We start from the raw sequence: 17,426 nt of genomic DNA, 5'->3' as shown, positions 1-17,426 counted from the left end.
TATTGCCTGCGAAGCCCTGACATCGGATTTCTACCGTTGCCACAGACAAAGCCCAAAAAAAGAGAGCCGCAGCCCTCTTCTTTGGTTAACGGCCCTTGGCCGGTTCCACATTCACTTTATAACCCTTGATGGTGTTCTTATGCATAACCGAAATAACCCGTTCGGCTACATCCTCCGGCACCTCGACAAAGGTGAATTTCTCATAAATGTTGATCACGCCGATCCGGCTACCCTGAATATCGGCTTCGCTGGCAATGGTCCGTACAATATCCTCGGCCCGTATTTTCTGCGCCTTGCCGGCATTGATAAACAGCCGCACCATGCCTGGCTGACCGCCGGTGTTGGCGAAATTCGGCGTCGAATCCTCACTGTCCGGTTTCTCTTTAAAGCCTTCCTGGAATAATTTTAACGCAGCGGCAGCAATATCCAGCGGATCATAGTCGGTAGCCAGCTCCGATACGATAGTGTGATAGTCACTGAAACCACCTTGCTCAACCATACGGTTGATCCGCCCCTTCAGAAGGTCTCTCTGACGTTCCAGCACATCGGCCGGCGAAGGAAGCTGTTTACGGATAATCCGGGTTTTGGCCAGATTCTCGATCAGTTTCAACTGGCGGTACTCGCGGGGGCCGATAAAGGTAATGGCTATACCCTTCTTACCGGCCCGCCCGGTACGGCCGATCCGGTGCACGTAGGACTCATGGTCCTGCGGTATATCGTAGTTAATAACATGGGTCACATGATCAATGTCAAGACCCCGGGCGGCCACATCGGTGGCAATCAGGATTTCCAGTTTGCCGTCCCGGAATTTTTTCATAACCTTGTCGCGCTGAGATTGGCTTAAATCGCCGTGCAGTCCGTCAGCCATAAAGCCCCGGCCCTGCAGCGATGCCACCAGATCATCGACGCCACGTTTGGTCCGGCAAAAGATAATCAGTTTGTCGGCATCTTCCAGATCGAGAACCCGGCACAAACCGTCCAGCTTATCCCTGGTTTCATAATAAATCTGATCAATGAGCGGCACTGTCAACTGTTCCTTACTGATGGTAACCGTCTTGGGCGTTTTCATATACTTGGCGGCCAAAGTGGCAATCGGTTTGGGCATAGTGGCGGAAAATAGCAGGGTCTGGCGATCTTCGGCAGGAATGTTCTGCAAAATGGCTTCAATGTCATCGACAAAGCCCATATCCAGCATTTCATCGGCTTCATCCAGCACCAGCATTTTTACGGAGTTCAGCTTGATAGTATTGCGGCGGATGTGGTCAAGCAGACGGCCTGGGGTGCCGATAACCACCTGCACGCCAAAGTGCAAGGCCCGGATTTGCCGGTCAATTGACTGGCCGCCATAAATGGGCAGCGTTTTTATGCGGCGGAATTTGCCAATCTTGGCCAGCTCCTCCGATACCTGGATGGCTAGTTCGCGGGTGGGAGTAAGCACCAGCGCCTGAATTTGCCGGCTGTCGGTAATCCGTTCCATTATGGGTATGCCGAAAGCGGCTGTTTTGCCGGTGCCTGTCTGAGCCTGACCAATGACATCATGTCCCTCCAAAACCAACGGTATGGTTTTGGACTGGATAGGCGAAGGCTCCTCAAAGCCCATCTCCGCAACGGCGGAGTAAAGTTTCTTACTTAATTGAATATCCCCAAATAAACCATTATTATCTTTCAATGTGTATCCTCCTTAGTACTTTCATAGTACTTCTATGTTTCTAAATATTTTCTTATCAGATTCAGCACGGTATAGGCCGTACGCTCTTTGATGTACGTCCGTTCACCGCTGAAATTGAATTTATAATGTTCACTGCCGCGCGGCCCGTCAATGGCCACATAAACCAGTCCGACCGGCTTGTCGCTGGTATCACCGCCGGGACCGGCAATGCCAGTGATGCCTACGCCAAGATCAGAGCCAAACCGGTGGCGGATGCCGCCGGCCATCTGGAGGGCCGTCTGATAGCTCACTGCGCCATATTCCCTGAGGGTGGCTTCAGCCACACCAACCTGAGAGATTTTTATGCTATTATCATAGCATACCACCGAGCCCAAAAGATAGCTTGAACTACCAGGCACGTCGGTAATCCGGCTGGTAACCAGACCACCGGTGCAGGATTCGGCTAAAGAGATTTTAAGTTTTCGCTCCATGAGAGCCTTGCCGACAACCTCGCCCAGACTCACGCCGTCCACGCCGAATATATATTCGCCAATCTGTTGGCGCAATTCTTCCTCCAATTTGGCAATTAAAGCGGTAGCGGACGGCTTATCCGCCGCTTTAGCCGTAAGGCGTACAATAATTTCGCCGCCCGGCCGGACTAGCAGAGCCAGCGTCGGGTTGGTCTGTTTCGTGATATAGTCGCTGATGCGTTCTTCCAGGGCCGATTCACTGATGCCATATGTATGGAGAACCCGGGAAACAATGGTTCCCTGGCCGCCATAACGCTTGGCCAGATAAGGAGCAATGGCGTGAGAAAACATGCTTTCCAATTCGCGCGGCGGCCCGGGAAGATTGATAATGGTCTTGCCGCCGTCTTCCAGAATAACTCCCGGCGCCGTTCCCCAGTCATTGTCCACAACGATGGCTCCTTCGGGGATCATCGCCTGCCGTTCATTGCTTTGGGGCATGGCCATCTGGCGACGGGTAAAGAGCGTACGGATGCGTTCCAGGCTGGGCTCATGGACATACATGGCACGGTTAAACAGGCTTGCCGTCACTTCTTTCGTAATATCACCCTGCGTGGGCCCCATACCGCCGGAAGTGATCACAATATCGGCCCGTTCCAGCGCCGTTTGTAAAACGTGAGCCATTCTTTCCCGGTTATCGCCAACCGTGGTCTGGTACACCACGTCAAAGCCCATTTCATTGAGTTTTTCCGCTAGATAAGGCGCATTGGTATTGAAAATTTGTCCCAGCAATAATTCGGTTCCGGTAGTTACTATTTCCAGAATCATAATACTACCTCCTCACAATCAGCCGTGTCAGCTACGGCCAACAAGCGGCAAACCCTATTAGTAGAAAAAATTCCCTTACAAAATAAGCAAAAGAAAATAGCAGGACAGAGCCGCCCACTATAAGTAGATCGCCTTACAGTTTTTCCGCCACCACATCATACGTAAAGCCCTGCGCCACTTTTGCCTTAATAAACTGACCGATCTTTACACCGGCGGCATTCTCCACAAATACCTTTCCGTCCACATCGGGGGCTTCACGATACGAACGTCCTGCTATTGTGCCCGGCGTCTGTTCGTCGATGCTTTCCACCAGAATGTCCAGCACCTGTCCTTCCAGATTGCGGTTTAATTGCTCCGAAATCTGGCATTGCAAGGCCATTAACTGATGATACCGCTCCTCTTTCACTTCTTCCGGAACCTGTCCGGGCAACACGGCAGCAGCCGTCCCGTCTTCACGTGAATAGGTAAAGATGCCGACCCGGTCAAATTTTTGCTCGGCCATAAACTGCTTCAGCGCCGCAAAATGTTCTTCCGTCTCGCCGGGAAAACCGACAATAAAAGAGGTTCGAATGGCCACACCGGCAATGCGCCGGCGCAATTTGGCCAGCAAGGTTTCCAGATCACTGCGGCTGTCTTTACGGTACATGGCCTTTAAGATATCGTCATGGACGTGCTGCAGCGGCAAATCAATATATTTGCAAATCTTGGGCTCCGTTGCAATCAGTTCAATCACTTCATCGGTAAAGTAGTTCGGATAACAATACAATAAGCGGATCCAGACAATCTCCTCAATCTTAATAAGCTCTTTTAATAGTGTATCCAAATATGCTTTGCCGTATAAGTCCCGGCCATAGCTGGTTGTATCCTGGGCAATTAAATTTATCTCCTTAATGCCCCGCGCCGCTAAAGCGCGGACTTCGCCAACGACAGACTCCACCGGCCGGCTGCGAAAAGACCCGCGCACCTGGGGAATGACGCAATAGGAACAGCAGTTGCTGCAGCCTTCCGCCACTTTTACATAAGCACTGTAAAAGGGGGTGGCATTAATTCGCGGCATGGTTTCATCGTAAATCGTATTGGTTGCGTCCACCAGCAGTACCCGCTGGCCCTGCAAAACGGCCTCGACGGCTTCATTAATCCGGTGCCAGGCACCGGTGCCGACAATGGCATCCACTTCCGGCAATTCCTGCAAGAGGTCTTCCCGGTACCGTTGCCCCAGGCAGCCCGCCACGATTAGCCCGCGACATTTGCCTGTTTTTTTATAGTCGGCCATCTGTAAGATGGTGGAAATCGACTCTTCCTTGGCTGAGTCTATAAAGCTGCAGGTGTTGACAATTAAAATATCCGCCTCGGACGGCTCGTCGATAATTTCAATCTGTCCGGCCGACAGCATTCCCAGCATCACTTCGGTATCTACAAGATTTTTGGCACAGCCTAGGCTGACAAACCCGGCTTTTAGCATGAACGTTCCTCCTAAACTCACACAAGCATAATAAAGTAGTTATTGTTTTGTATTCAAACGCACGGTTTGCACCCATTTATCCAAGAGCTGTTTCTGCTGGTCCTGATTTACCAGCTTGTTTTCCAGCAGTTTTAGATTCTTGGTATCATAGCTTTTATAAGCCGGAATTTCCGGATTGGTAGGTACAAAATACAGTTTGTTTCTTTGCAAAGCGGCCTGAGCATTGTCCTGCGTCAGCCAGTTGATAAACAGCTTGGCTTCTGCCTGCTGTGGCGCGCCATTAACCAGCCCGGCACCGGTCAGCAAATAAGCCGTCCCCTCTTCCGGATGAATAATGGTTAGAGGAAAACTGTCTTTTAGATAGCGCATGGCTTCGCTTTGCACCGCAATGGCAATATCCACTTCACCCAGCCCGGCCATACGCACCGGTGTAGCTAAGAATTTGGCATATTGAACGATTTGTGGATGAAGCTGCTTCAAAAAGGTTAAGGTCTGCTGCTCACCTTGATTGGACATCAGCGTATACAGCAGGTTGGCCGATGATTCTGAGGCCAGAAAATCCGTTATGCCCACCCGGACAGTGTTGACCTTGGTTAAATCGGACCACTTAGCCGGAGGCTGAGGCATTTTTTTCAAAAAATCCTGGTTTGCGACAAATACGATGGGATCGTACCAGATACCTGTCCAAAAATTATCCTTGTCAATGAACCGGGCCGGAATAATATCCAACTGCTCCGATGTATATGGCATCAACAAATTGGCTGCCTTAGCCTGCTCTAATAGTGCTCGGTTCGCCAAAATCAGATCGGCCTGGGGCTTCTCTTTCTGGCTGTTTGCCCGCACTAACAGATCGGCCTCGGACAGCGGCACGATGTTGACTCGTATTTCCTGTGATTTTTCAAAGTCCTGCGCAAGCGGCTCTATCTGCTCCAGTGGTAAGGAAGTATATACGGTAATACTTTTGATATCTTTGGCCTGTTGTTTACCGGCCTGTCCGGTCAGATAGGTACTGCCCGATACTACGGCGATAATCAGCAGATAGGAAACAAACAGGACCGATAGATAACGTCGCATAATTTACCTCCAAGTTAACTTAAATACAAAACAATATAACTATACCCTTTATTCTTTCGTCATGCAAGAAAAAAATCCTACCAAGACACCCTGGACAACGGCTTTTTCTCAAGTTTAATAACCGCCGCTTCGGATCAACCTGCTTCGCTCGTTGACCAAAAATGGCCGTTTTATTTGCGGGATTGCTGCTTTCCCGTTTTCTTACGGTGGGTCGCCGGACTGCCGGAACGAAGTGAACGGCCGTTCGATCCCGAAATGGCCGGCTTGTTTCTAGCGGTCGCCGGACGAGGCGGCCGGATCAGACACTTAGGGTCATAACCGATCAAGTCCTGCCGCTGGGCTTTGACCAGCGCTTCATGAACAAGTGCGTAATTTTTAGGGTCCCGATACTGCAGCAGTACGCGCTGCAGTTTTTTCTCATGGGGGTCTTTGGCCACATAGACCGCTTCGCCGGTCAATGGATGGAGACCGGTATAATACATACAAGTGGACAAACTGCCCGGCGAAGGAATAAAATCCTGCACCTGTTCCGGATGATATCCCAGGTCGCGGATAAATTCAGCCAGTTCTACCGCTTCCTTCAAGCCTGCGCCGGGATGGCTGGACATAAAGTAAGGCACCAGATACTGCTCTTTCCCCAGTTCCTGATTCATTTTCTGATAGGCCCGCATAAACGCCAGATAGACTGATTTATCAGCCTTGCCCATCAGGCGGGTCACCTTGGTTGAAATGTGCTCTGGCGCGATTTTCAGTTGCCCGCTGACATGATGTTCGCATAATTCGCGCAAGAATTCTTTATTATTGCCTGTCATTAAGTAATCATAACGCAGACCGGAACGGATAAATACCTTTTTTACCCCCGGCAGCTTTCGTAAATCCCTTAGCAGATCCAAATACTCGGAATGATCGGACTGAATTTCCTTACAGGGGAAAGGATGCAGACACTGGCGGCCTTTGCAGGTTCCCCGCTCGGCCTGATGACGGCAGGAAGGCAGCCGGAAGTTGGCTGTCGGGCCGCCCACATCGTGAATGTAGCCTTTGAAATCAGGCAACGCAATAATCGCTTTCGCCTCAGCCAGAATGGACTCCCGGCTACGGCTTTGAATGATACGTCCCTGATGAGAAACAATGGCACAGAACGAACAGCCGCCGAAACAGCCGCGGTGGCTGACAATACTGAATTTTACTTCCTGAATGGCCGGTACGCCGCCTGCCGCATCATAAGCCGGATGCCAGGTGCGCTGATACGGCAAATCATAAATTTCGTCCATTTCGACAGCGGACAATGGCAGAGCCGGCGGGTTTTGCACAACATACTGCTCGCTGCAGGGTTGGACCAGCGTCTTGCCCCGGATAGGATCCTGCTCCTGGTACTGGGTTTTAAAGGCGGCGGCAAAGCGCTTCTTATCCGTGCTGACTGCCTCGTGCCCCGGGATTTCACAATAATCCCACAGATGGTCCAGGTTTTCGGTACGATAACAGGTACCCCGGACATCACGGATATCTTTGACCGCCAACCCCTGCTCCAACTGGCGGGCAATCTCAATCACCTGTTTTTCACCCATGCCATAGATCAGCAGATCGGCCCGGCAGTCCACCAGAATGGAGCGCCGCACCTGATCCGACCAATAGTCGTAATGGCTGAACCGTCTTAGACTGGCTTCGATGCCGCCGATAATGAGCGGCACTGTCTTGGACAGCTCACGGATGCGATTGCAGTATACGATGGTAGCCCGTTCCGGCCGCCGCCCGGCTGCTCCCCCCGGTGAATAGGAATCGCTGCTGCGGTATTTCTTGGCAGCGGTAAACTTATTCAGCATGGAATCCAGATTACCGGCCGTAACCAAAAAACCCAGCCGCGGTTTGCCCAATTTTTTAAAATCGGTAGTGGAGCGCCAGTCAGGCTGGGCGATAATGCCTACTTTAAAGCCATGCTTTTCCAGCAGCCGCCCGATAATAGCCGGCCCAAAGCTGGGATGATCAACATAGGCGTCGCCGGATACCAAAATAAAGTCAAGCTCTGACCAGCCACGTTTTCTTATCTCATCCATTGAAATCGGCAGAAAATTTTCCTTCATAAACCATCTCTCCAAAATAAAAATAAAAAAGCCTAAATAGGCTTTTATTGTTTAGCGGCAAACGTCTTAGTCACCACTTCACCCTTTTTCCCAAGTTTCCCCACCGGCTGGCCGTTATATACCCAATCTACACCGCCGGCGTTGCCTAATTTTACGACCAAAGTCTTTTGTGCCTGCCAGCTCATTGACTCGCCGGCTTTAGGAATACCTTCAAAGATTTCCTTACCGTCGGCAATGACTGTCAGCCAGCATTCGTCAGAAAACTGAGCCGTCACCATAACGGGAGCGGTTTGCGGCACCGGAGCGGCCGGTGTGACAGGCGCGGCGGGTGCCGGCTTAGCCGGCGCCGACTGGGATTGCTTAGGGGCATCCGGCAGCGGCTGACTTTCCGGCTTTCCCTCGCCGCCGATAAACCACCACACGGCACCAAGCAGGCAAACGGCCACCAGCGGAATCACAACCCAGGTATACGAGGACTTGGTCTTTTTCGGCTCAGTATCAGCCGAGGGCGAAGGGGTGGTCGCCGCTTTCACTTCCGCGGCCGTTTCCGGCGTCACGCTGGCCGGAGCCTGACTTTGCCGGTATAAGTCAACCATTTCCTGACCGTTTAATCCCAAATAATTAGCATAATTGCGAATGAACCCCTTTAGATAGACCTCACCGGGAATGACCTTGAACTCCCCGTCTTCAATTGCCTGTATATACAACGCCCTGATACTGGTTGCCGACTCAATGTCCTTAACCGTCAGCCCCTTTTTTTCGCGTTCGGAGCGTAATATATCCCCCACTTGCTGCATGTACGTTTCCTCCTTATATCATACTGGCAGGATATCCCGTGCCAGGGAACCAGACGTGCTTTCAGCTTTCAGCTATCCGCAACGTTCCCTGACGGTGCTTTTTTGGGCCATACTTCGTTAAATTTTTTGAAATAAGGGCCATTATTCCTACAAAATTTTGCCTTGCTGGCGCAAAACTCACTCGCCATGGACCATTCCATTAGTTTGAAAACACGCCCTATTGATTTTCCTGATTAAAGTAACGTGCATAAATTTGATCGGAAGTCATTAAAATTTCACGGGCTTTGCTGCCCATATTCGGTCCTACAATGCGCATTTCCTCCATCGTGTCGATCAGGCGAGCCGCCCGGGTGTAGCCGATACGGAATTTCCGCTGCAGCATGGACACGGAAGCCTGGCCTGTTTCCAACACCATCCGGACGGCTTCTTCCAGCAACTCATCCGTCAGCGTTGCCTGTTCTTTCTCAACGCCGGCCTGTTGCCCCTCACAAGTGGTAATTCCTTCCGTATACTCCGGTTCAGCCTGCCGTTTAATATAGTCTACCAGTTCTTCCACTTCACCATCGGAAATGAAGGCCCCCTGCACTCTAAGCGGTTTCGGGGCACCAACCGGGTAAAACAGCATATCGCCTTTGCCCAGCAGTTTCTCGGCACCGGCCATATCCAGGATAGTCCGGGAATCAATCTGAGAAGACACGGCGAAGGAAATCCGGGAAGGTACGTTCGCCTTGATGGTGCCGGTAATAACATCGACCGAGGGCCGCTGGGTCGCCAGCACCAAATGCAGTCCGGCAGCCCGTGCTTTTTGGGCCAGACGGCAGATGGCATCCTCCACATCGACCGGAGCAGCCATCATCAAATCCGCCAATTCGTCAATGATAATCACAATCAGCGGCAGACCCTCGCCGTCAACCGTTTCATTGTAGCGTCCGATATCCCGTACCCCGGCAGTGGCAAATACGGCATATCGCCGTTCCATCTCCTGCACCGCCCAGTTCAGGGAGGAAGCCGCCTTTTTGGCATCAGTCACCACCGGCGTCATCAGATGTGGTATACCGTTATAATTGGACAGTTCCACCACTTTGGGATCAATTAAAATAAACTTGACCTCCGAGGGTGTTGTCCGGAACAGAATGCTGGTTATCAACGTGTTAATACACACGCTCTTACCGGAGCCGGTAGCGCCCGCCACCAGGAGGTGGGGCATCTTCGCCAGATCGGCCCAGATCGCCTGTCCGGCAATATCCTTGCCCAGTGCCACAGTCAATTTGGATGACGCCTTTTTAATTTCCTCGCTTTCCAGGACCTCCCGCAAATGGACACCGGCAATATCCTTATTCGGCACTTCAATGCCGATTGCCGCTTTGCCCGGGATCGGCGCCTCAATACGGACTCCTGTAGCCGCCAGTTTCAGAGCGAGATCGTCAGCCAGGCCGACAATTTTGCTTACTTTGACGCCGGGCGCCGGCTCCAGTTCGTAGCGGGTGACCGCCGGCCCCTGACAGGTATTGATCATTCTGGCGCTTACGCCAAAACTATCCAGTGTATTAATCAGAATTTGCGCATTATCGGTGATTTCTTTGGAGGGCTTGGGTTGTTTGGTTTTAACCACCCGTTTTAGTATAGACAGCGGCGGCAGGCTATATCTAGTAATTTCCCGTTTCTCGCTTTTTATCTCCATCACCGGTTCGTCCGGCGCAAAATTCATAACAGGCTCCGGTGTGACCGGAGTATCCTGGCGGGACAGTTTAAAGACATCCTGTTCCTGATTGTAAAAAGACCGGGAGCGAGCGTTATATTTCCCGGCGCTGACTGCCGCCGGTTCTTCCTCATCAGTCCGGACCATTTTTTCCACAAGGGTTTCCCTGGCAGCGGCAATGGCTTCCCGGGCGCTATCCAGACTGTCACCGGCCTTCTGTTTGGCAAGCCATAGGGTCCGCTGCAACGACCAGGTAGTTGTACCAATAATGGCACAAACGGCCAGACCGATCAAGACCACCAGCGAGCCGTCCGTCCCCAACAGCTTCCGCAAAAAAAACAGCAGCATTCCGCCCAGCAGGCCACCGCCGGCCACCAGGCTCTCCGGCAATATTTCCTGTCCCGGCGGAATTTTAAAATGATGAAAAATCGTTAAGGCCAGTACATATAAAAACGACAATCCCCAAAACTTCAAAGAAAAGTCGATTGCCATTTGCGTCCAGACATAACGGGACCCGATTGCCACCAGCACCACCGGCAAAGCCAAGGCTCCGATGCCAAACATATAACGCTGGACTTTTGCCATAAACAAACCGAACGGTCCTGTATGTAAGCCGGCAAGACTGATGAAGGCCAGCACTCCTGCGGTGAACAGCAAAATACCCAGTAACTCGTATCTTGTTTCTGGTTTCAAGTCTGAGAGTTTAGGCAAAAAAACCACCTCTCCGTAGTTTTTTCTACGCTTATACATAAAATCCTTTATTTTTGTAAAAAAAAGCGCTCTATAAATCGAGCGCCTCTTAGAGTCCGCCAAGTCTAAAGGCATAGGATGAATTGCGCGAGATTTTTCGTTCAGCTTTGGCGGAGGAGCCGCGCATATCGCACATAAGGTGGCGACAACGAAGCTTGACGGAAAATCTCGCGATAAGAACACTATGAATTTAGGCTTGTCGGACTACTGGAATAGGCCACAACTGTTCCCGGCTGCAGCCTAGGATCCAGGTATTCGCCAGGATCGGTCGTGATCAGCCGGACCACTTTACATTGCCGGGCGTTGATTCTTTCCATTAAAACCCGGCTTTGGCCAAGCGTGACTTCCTCATAGTCCGGCTGATATGGTTCGGCCGGAAAAATCGACTCCAGAGGCATAATCGTCCAGAGCAGCATTATTGTTTCAACCCCTTATCGGCCTTATTAGCGGTAATCAGTTGCTGCAAGGTAAGCTGGGCCTGAGCAATCCCGCCGATTTCGTCGATCAGGCCATAATGTACGGCATCCTTGCCGACAACTGAGGTTCCGATATCCCGCGAAAGTTCACCTGTTTTATACAACAATTCCTTCCACTTTTTTTCCGTAATCTTGGAATGGGTTACCACAAATTTATTCACCCGCTCCTGCATCTTTTCCAGATAATCAAACGAACTGGGTGCTCCGATCACCAGTCCGGTCAGTCTAATCGGATGAATGGTCATGCTGGCACTTTCGACAATGAAAGAATGCGTAGCCGATACGGCAATGGGCGCGCCAATACTATGGCCGCCGCCAAGCACAATAGACACCGAGGGTTTGGACATACTGGCAATCAACTCGGCAATGGCCAATCCCGCTTCCACGTCACCGCCTACAGTATTTAACAACAGCAATAGACCTTCAATCTCCGGGTTTTGTTCAATAGCCACCAACTGCGGCATGATATGTTCATATTTGGTGGTTTTATTCTGGGGCGGCAGCACCATATGCCCCTCAATCTGACCGATGATGGTCATGACATGAATGTTACTTTTGGCCACTGGAACTTCGGCAGTTCCCAGTTCCTGAATATTGTCAGCCGGGCCGGTCGCTTTCTTAGCCCGCTTACTTTTCTTCTGCGTATCAGGCACTACCGGCGTTTCAGGCTGTGTTCCCGGCTCAGGAATAACAGGATTGCTGCTCTTTATCATCATATTACCTCCAGTAATCAATTCTCAGTAATAGTATTGACGGCAAATCAACTTTCATACCTAAAGAGCCTGGTGATGAAATACGCATTGTGGCTGACGAAAAGGCCGGTCCATATAAGATAGCCTGTCATAAACCGTTCGTTTAAAAGAAAAAAGACTGTAAAAAGCCCACTTATTCAGGCCCTTCACAGTCTTTACTCATACTTCCATAATAATCGGCAGAATCATCGGACGGCGGCGGGTCCGGTCATACAGATATTTGCCCAGCGCATCGCGGACATTATTTTTAATCGCCGCCCATTCGGTAATATTATTGGTCTGGCATTTTTCCAACGCCTGTTTTACCTTTTCCCTGGCCTCTTCCATCAATTGTTCCGATTCGCGGACATATACGAAGCCGCGGGAAACGATATCAGGACCTGCCGCCACACCACCTTGTTTTTCCATGGTGACGACGACGATGAGTATGCCATCCTGAGATAATTGTTTCCGGTCACGGAGTACAATATTGCCGACATCGCCAACTCCCAGGCCATCCACTAAAATGTTACCGGCCGTAACCTTTCCGGCGATCATACCTCTGTCTTTGGTAAACTCCAAAACTTGTCCATTCTCGGCTACAAAGATGTTTTCCTTGGCCATTCCCATGTCCTGCGCCAGTTTGGCATGCTTCTTCAAATGGCGGTATTCGCCATGGACGGGTATGAAAAATTTAGGACGAATCAGATTATGCATCAGCTTAAGCTCTTCCTGGCTGGCATGGCCGGAAACATGGATGCCTGAAGTCGCTTCATAAACAACGTCGGCGCCTTGGCGCAGCAAATAGTCAATCGTCCGGGCCACCAGCTTTTCGTTGCCCGGTATAGGCGTAGCGGAAATGACGACGGTGTCGCCGGGAACGATATCGACCTTCCGGTGATCCGACATCGCCATACGGGTCAGGGCCGACATCGGCTCGCCCTGGCTCCCGGTGGTCAGAATGACAATCGCAGAAGCAGGGTACTGATTGATCTGATCAATGTCAATCAATACTCCCTCCGGAATATTCAGATAACCAAGTTCCAGCGCGATATTAACAACATTGACCATGCTCCGTCCCAATACGGCCACTTTGCGCTTATACTTGCAGGCCATATCGACAGCCTGCTGGACACGGTGCACGTTGGAAGAAAATGTGGCGATAATGATACGGTCTTTGGCGGTACGAAAGGTTTCATCAAAAGTGACTCCCACCGACCGTTCGCTCATCGTATAGCCGGGTCGTTCGGCATTGGTGCTGTCTGCCAGCATGACGAGGACTCCCTGGTCCCCCAGTTCGGCAAATCTGTGGAAGTCGGTCACTTTGCCGTCTACCGGCGTTTGATCCAATTTGAAGTCGCCCGTATGAACGATAGTTCCCACCGGCGTCTTGATAAATAAAGCCACACTGTCGGCAATGCTGTGGCTGACCCGGATAAAGCCGACGGTAAAAGCTCCGGCCTGAATTTGGCTGCCCGGTGTCACAGCCACCAATTGCGCATTGGTAAGATGGTTTTCCTTCAACCGGTTTTCTAATATGCCCAGTGTCAGGCGCGTCCCATACACCGGTACATCAAGCTGCTTTAAGACATACGGCAGGGCGCCGATATGATCTTCATGTCCGTGAGTCAGCACGATGGCGCGCACCAAATCACGGTTGTCAAGCAGGTACGAAATATCGGGAATGACTAAATCGATCCCTAGCATGTCATCCTCAGGAAACATGAGGCCGGAGTCAATCACAACAATGTCGTCGCCACAGCGGACCACTGTCATGTTCTTTCCTATCTCTCCCAATCCTCCCAAAGGAATAATTTGAAGTTTTTGCGGTAACTTTGCCAAAAAAAAGCACACCTCCAGAATATTTTAAGTAAAGAACCAGACCTCTCTACGATTATCGCCGTCCACTCCACTCAGGTCAAACCAGCCGTCCGTCACTTCCACTTACTGCCATTATACCTTATTTCCGTCATGACAACAAGTGGAACTGATTTTGATTTATTATATGCCCATTCCCCGACAGACATACGGCCCCATCCTCTACGAGAATGGGGCCGTTCCCAATATATTACATAATGCCCAGTTGCCGCATGCTCTCTTTAATCTGCTCCACTTCCCCGGCAGACGCCGTCGTCAGCGGCAGCCGGCAGGGGCCTGCCGACAATCCCAGCAGATTAACGGCTGTTTTAACCGGTATGGGGTTGCTGTTAATGAACATCAATTTATAAAACGGAAAAATGCTCCCGTGAATGGCCTGAGCCTGCCGGACATCGCCAGCGGCAAAAGCGGCAATCATATTTTGAATCTGTCGGCCGATAATATGACTGGCCACACTGATTACGCCAACGCCACCGACTGCCAGAATAGGCAGTGTCAGGCTGTCGTCACCGCTGTACACCATAAAACCGGCCGGTGCCCGCCGCACGATCTCCGAAGCCTGATCCAGTGAACCGCTGGCTTCTTTCACCGCCACGATGTTTTTGATGGCCGCCAGCCGGACGATGGTGTCCGGTGAAATATTGGACCCCGTACGGCCGGGTACATTATATACAATCAACGGTAGCGCTGTGGACTCGGCAATGGCTTTAAAGTGCTGATAATACCCTTCCTGATTGGGCTTATTATAATAGGGGCCTACCAGCATGGCGCCATGGACACCCAGTTTTTCCGCTTCCCTGGTCATTTCGATGGAATGCTGTGTATCATTTGAGCCGGTTCCGGCAATAACGGTAACCCGGTCGCCCACCGCCTCCAAGACGGTACTGAATAAATTCAGTTTTTCTTCCTGTGTTAAGGTCGGCGATTCACCGGTAGTTCCCGCGATCACCAAACCGTCCGAACCATTGGCAGCCAAATGTGTAGCTAACTGAGCAGCGGCAGCATAATTAACCCGCAAATCCTCATGAAAAGGAGTAACCATCGCTGTAAACACTCTGCCAAAATTCCTCACAAACGCCCCTCCTGTTTTTGTTTATTAATAAGGTAGAGGATATACCCACCTAACAGGGTTCGTTCCGGCTCACCCTGCTAGGCCAAACTTTTCATGCAACGCCAATACCGCCGCCTGCACATCCTCCCGTTTCACCAGGGCGGATATGGAAGTATGGGAGTCGACTGTTTGCAGAATGGATATCTTATTGGTAGCCAACGCCTCCACAAAGCTGGCCATAACGCCGGGTACTTCCCGCATGCCGCCGCCGACCACCGATACCTTGGCGCAGTCATAGGTTACGGCTACCTGATAACCGCCTTCCCGCAGCCGGTTAACAGCCCGTTCAGCGGCATCTCCCGCCACAGTAAACATAATCTGTCCGGGATGAACGTTAATCAAATCCACGCTGATGCAGCTTTCGGCCATCAGCTTAAACACCTGAAAGCTCGAACCATGAGCAGCTCCGGCATCAATATTTACCCGAATCTGGGCAATATTGCTCAGTGAGGTTACGCCAGTGGCAATCCGATCGCTAACAATAGTTCCGCCGTTCTCATCCTGACCGATGTTCGTAATCAGTGTTCCCGGTTCGTCGGAGAAGGTGGACTTAACAATTAAAGGAATATTTTTCTGCATGGCAATTTCCACCGCCCGGGGATGAATGACCTTGGCTCCCTGGTGCGCCAGTTGGCAAACCTCGCCATAGCTGATACAGTCAAGAATCTGCGCACTCTTCACCATCCGCGGATCGGCTGTCATAATCCCGTCGACATCGGTATAGATTTCGATCATTTCCGCCGACAGTGTCGCGCCGAGCGCCGCCGCTGTCGTATCACTACCGCCGCGGCCCAGCGTGGTGAACTCCCCTTCGGTGGTCATCCCCTGAAAACCGCAAACGACCGGAATCCGGCCAGCCTTAATCAGGCTTATAATGCGGGACGGCTCAATCTTTAAAATCCGGGCGCGGCCAAAATGATTGTCGGTAATAATGCCGGCCTGCCCGCCGGTCAGCATAACGGCATCCATGCCGGCTGCCTGCAATGTGCCGGCCATAATCACTGCCGAAATCATTTCACCGCAATACATCATATGGTCAAGTTCCCGTGCGGCAATGTTTTTATTGGCGGTCCGGGCCAGGCCGATAAGGGTATCTGTAGCGTAATTCTCCCCTTTGCGACCCATAGCGGATACCACAACCACCGGGCTGTAGCCCTGGCTGCGCACTTTTTCCACCTTGCCTACCACCAGTTTTCTAACATCCTCATTGGCGACCGATGTGCCGCCAAATTTCTGGACAATTATACGCATTCCCAACACCTCAAACTAAATTATGTCCAATCATGTATTCCGCAATCTGCAGTGCGTTCAAAGCCGCGCCTTTGCGGATTTGATCGCCTACAACCCAGAGGTTCAAGCCGTACGGTACCGATTTGTCCTCCCGGATACGTCCTACGGCCACATCGTTTTTGCCGGAGGTAAGCAGCGGCATAGGATACACCATATCTGCCGGCTCATCCTCCACCACAACACCGGGGAAAGCGCTCAATAAATTCCGGGCCTCCTGGGCCGACAACGGTTCTGCCAGTTCCAGATTGATCGACTCGGAATGACTGCGGAACACCGGGACCCGCACGGCTGTGGGCGAAATGCCGATTGTATGGTCACCCAGAATTTTGTGTGTTTCATGAACCATTTTCATTTCTTCCTTGGTATAATCGCCGTCAACAAACACATCGATCTGCGGCAGCAGATTAAAAGCGATTTGGTAATGCTTCGGCAGGCTGGCGCCCGGCAGAATATTAGCTTCGATCGACGCCCGTTGAATATGGGCAACCACCTGATTTTCCAGTTCATCAATCGCTTCTTTACCGGCACCGGAAACGGCCTGATAGGTCGATACGACGATCCGTTTAATCTTCGCTTTGTCATAAATCGGCTTTAATGCCATCAGCATAATAATAGTAGAACAGTTCGGATTGGCGATAATGCCTTGATGTTCTTTAATCGCCTCAGGATTTACCTCGGGAATGACCAAGGGCACCTTCGGATCCATGCGAAAGGCGCTGGAATTGTCAATGACGACGGCGCCGCGCTTTACAGCCTCGGGAGCCAGAGCCTTACTCGCCGCGCCGCCGGCAAATAAAGCAATCTGTACATTTTCAAAGGATTCCGGTTTGGCTTCTTCTACAGTATAAGTTTTTCCCATAAAGTCGATTTTTTTACCTGCCGAACGGGAGGAAGCCAATAGTTTCAATTCGGCAAACGGAAAATTACGCTCTTCAATCAGTTCCAGAAACTCCTTGCCTACTGCGCCAGTAGCCCCGAGTATTGCAACATTATATTTTTTCATTCCCAATCGCTCCTTTTCCTGTAAGGCGTGTCTTTAAACTATCCGAAACGCTCCCTGACAGCGCTTTTTGTGCCATACTTCGCTAAAATTTTTGAAAATAGGGGCCGCTATTCCTGCAAAATTTCGCGTGCCCT

General features: G+C 51.1%; 13 protein-coding genes. All 13 read right to left on the bottom strand.

Annotated elements, in window-relative coordinates:
- Positions 1-85 precede the first annotated feature (85 nt).
- The gene (locus F3H20_RS04420) at positions 86-1,669 is read right to left on the bottom strand and encodes a DEAD/DEAH box helicase (RefSeq protein ID WP_223191602.1); all 1,584 of its coding nucleotides are present in this window, start codon (positions 1,667-1,669) and stop codon (positions 86-88) included.
- Positions 1,670-1,701: 32 nt separating this feature from the next.
- Entirely contained in the window at positions 1,702-2,943 is a 1,242-nt protein-coding gene (locus F3H20_RS04415) for a competence/damage-inducible protein A (RefSeq protein WP_149733738.1), read from the bottom strand.
- Between the two features lie 133 nt (positions 2,944-3,076).
- Entirely contained in the window at positions 3,077-4,405 is a 1,329-nt protein-coding gene (gene rimO, locus F3H20_RS04410) for a 30S ribosomal protein S12 methylthiotransferase RimO (protein WP_149733737.1), read from the bottom strand.
- A 39-nt stretch (positions 4,406-4,444) separates the two neighbouring features.
- Entirely contained in the window at positions 4,445-5,479 is a 1,035-nt protein-coding gene (locus tag F3H20_RS04405) for an ABC transporter substrate-binding protein (protein WP_149733736.1), read from the bottom strand.
- Positions 5,480-5,649: 170 nt separating this feature from the next.
- The gene (locus tag F3H20_RS04400) at positions 5,650-7,557 is read right to left on the bottom strand and encodes a YgiQ family radical SAM protein (RefSeq protein WP_149733735.1); all 1,908 of its coding nucleotides are present in this window, start codon (positions 7,555-7,557) and stop codon (positions 5,650-5,652) included.
- 44 nt (positions 7,558-7,601) lie between these two features.
- Positions 7,602-8,354: a helix-turn-helix domain-containing protein gene (locus F3H20_RS04395; protein WP_149733734.1), complete on the bottom strand. Its 753-nt coding sequence runs from the start codon at positions 8,352-8,354 to the stop codon at positions 7,602-7,604.
- Between the two features lie 217 nt (positions 8,355-8,571).
- Positions 8,572-10,764: an FtsK/SpoIIIE family DNA translocase gene (locus F3H20_RS04390; protein ID WP_223191601.1), complete on the bottom strand. Its 2,193-nt coding sequence runs from the start codon at positions 10,762-10,764 to the stop codon at positions 8,572-8,574.
- Positions 10,765-10,985: 221 nt separating this feature from the next.
- Positions 10,986-11,219 (bottom strand): YlzJ-like family protein, encoded by a 234-nt coding sequence (locus tag F3H20_RS04385; RefSeq protein ID WP_149733732.1) that lies wholly within the window; start codon positions 11,217-11,219, stop codon positions 10,986-10,988.
- A complete protein-coding gene (locus F3H20_RS04380) occupies positions 11,219-11,995 on the bottom strand; it encodes an ATP-dependent Clp protease proteolytic subunit (RefSeq protein ID WP_316842412.1) in 777 nt (258 codons plus the stop codon). Before F3H20_RS04380 ends, F3H20_RS04385 begins: the two co-directional genes overlap by 1 nt.
- Positions 11,996-12,190: 195 nt before the next feature.
- Positions 12,191-13,852: a ribonuclease J gene (locus tag F3H20_RS04375; RefSeq protein WP_149733731.1), complete on the bottom strand. Its 1,662-nt coding sequence runs from the start codon at positions 13,850-13,852 to the stop codon at positions 12,191-12,193.
- Positions 13,853-14,078: 226 nt separating this feature from the next.
- Entirely contained in the window at positions 14,079-14,960 is an 882-nt protein-coding gene (dapA, locus tag F3H20_RS04370) for a 4-hydroxy-tetrahydrodipicolinate synthase (protein WP_149733730.1), read from the bottom strand.
- Positions 14,961-15,029: 69 nt separating this feature from the next.
- Positions 15,030-16,250, bottom strand: a complete 1,221-nt coding sequence (gene dapG, locus F3H20_RS04365; protein ID WP_091744822.1) for an aspartate kinase — start codon at positions 16,248-16,250, stop codon at positions 15,030-15,032.
- Between the two features lie 10 nt (positions 16,251-16,260).
- Positions 16,261-17,292 carry an aspartate-semialdehyde dehydrogenase gene (locus tag F3H20_RS04360; protein ID WP_149733729.1) on the bottom strand — a complete coding sequence of 344 codons (1,032 nt, stop codon included), beginning with the start codon at positions 17,290-17,292 and terminating at the stop codon, positions 16,261-16,263.
- Positions 17,293-17,426 lie beyond the last annotated feature (134 nt).

Source organism: Propionispora hippei DSM 15287 (genome assembly GCF_900141835.1).
Taxonomy (GTDB): domain Bacteria; phylum Bacillota; class Negativicutes; order Propionisporales; family Propionisporaceae; genus Propionispora; species Propionispora hippei.
The sequence above is the reverse complement of the archived record's forward strand: the minus strand, read 5'-3'. Positions and strand labels throughout refer to the sequence as shown.

Bases quoted from the DNA above. Each gene is read 5' to 3' on its own strand.
- F3H20_RS04415 (WP_149733738.1), bottom strand. From the start codon at position 2,943: ATGATTCTGGAAATAGTAACTACCGGAACCGAATTATTGCTGGGACAA.
- rimO (WP_149733737.1), bottom strand. From the start codon at position 4,405: ATGCTAAAAGCCGGGTTTGTCAGCCTAGGCTGTGCCAAAAATCTTGTA.
- F3H20_RS04405 (WP_149733736.1), bottom strand. From the start codon at position 5,479: ATGCGACGTTATCTATCGGTCCTGTTTGTTTCCTATCTGCTGATTATC.
- F3H20_RS04400 (WP_149733735.1), bottom strand. From the start codon at position 7,557: ATGAAGGAAAATTTTCTGCCGATTTCAATGGATGAGATAAGAAAACGT.
- F3H20_RS04395 (WP_149733734.1), bottom strand. From the start codon at position 8,354: ATGCAGCAAGTGGGGGATATATTACGCTCCGAACGCGAAAAAAAGGGG.
- F3H20_RS04385 (WP_149733732.1), bottom strand. From the start codon at position 11,219: ATGCTGCTCTGGACGATTATGCCTCTGGAGTCGATTTTTCCGGCCGAA.
- F3H20_RS04380 (WP_316842412.1), bottom strand. From the start codon at position 11,995: ATGATGATAAAGAGCAGCAATCCTGTTATTCCTGAGCCGGGAACACAG.
- dapG (WP_091744822.1), bottom strand. From the start codon at position 16,250: ATGCGTATAATTGTCCAGAAATTTGGCGGCACATCGGTCGCCAATGAG.
- F3H20_RS04360 (WP_149733729.1), bottom strand. From the start codon at position 17,292: ATGAAAAAATATAATGTTGCAATACTCGGGGCTACTGGCGCAGTAGGC.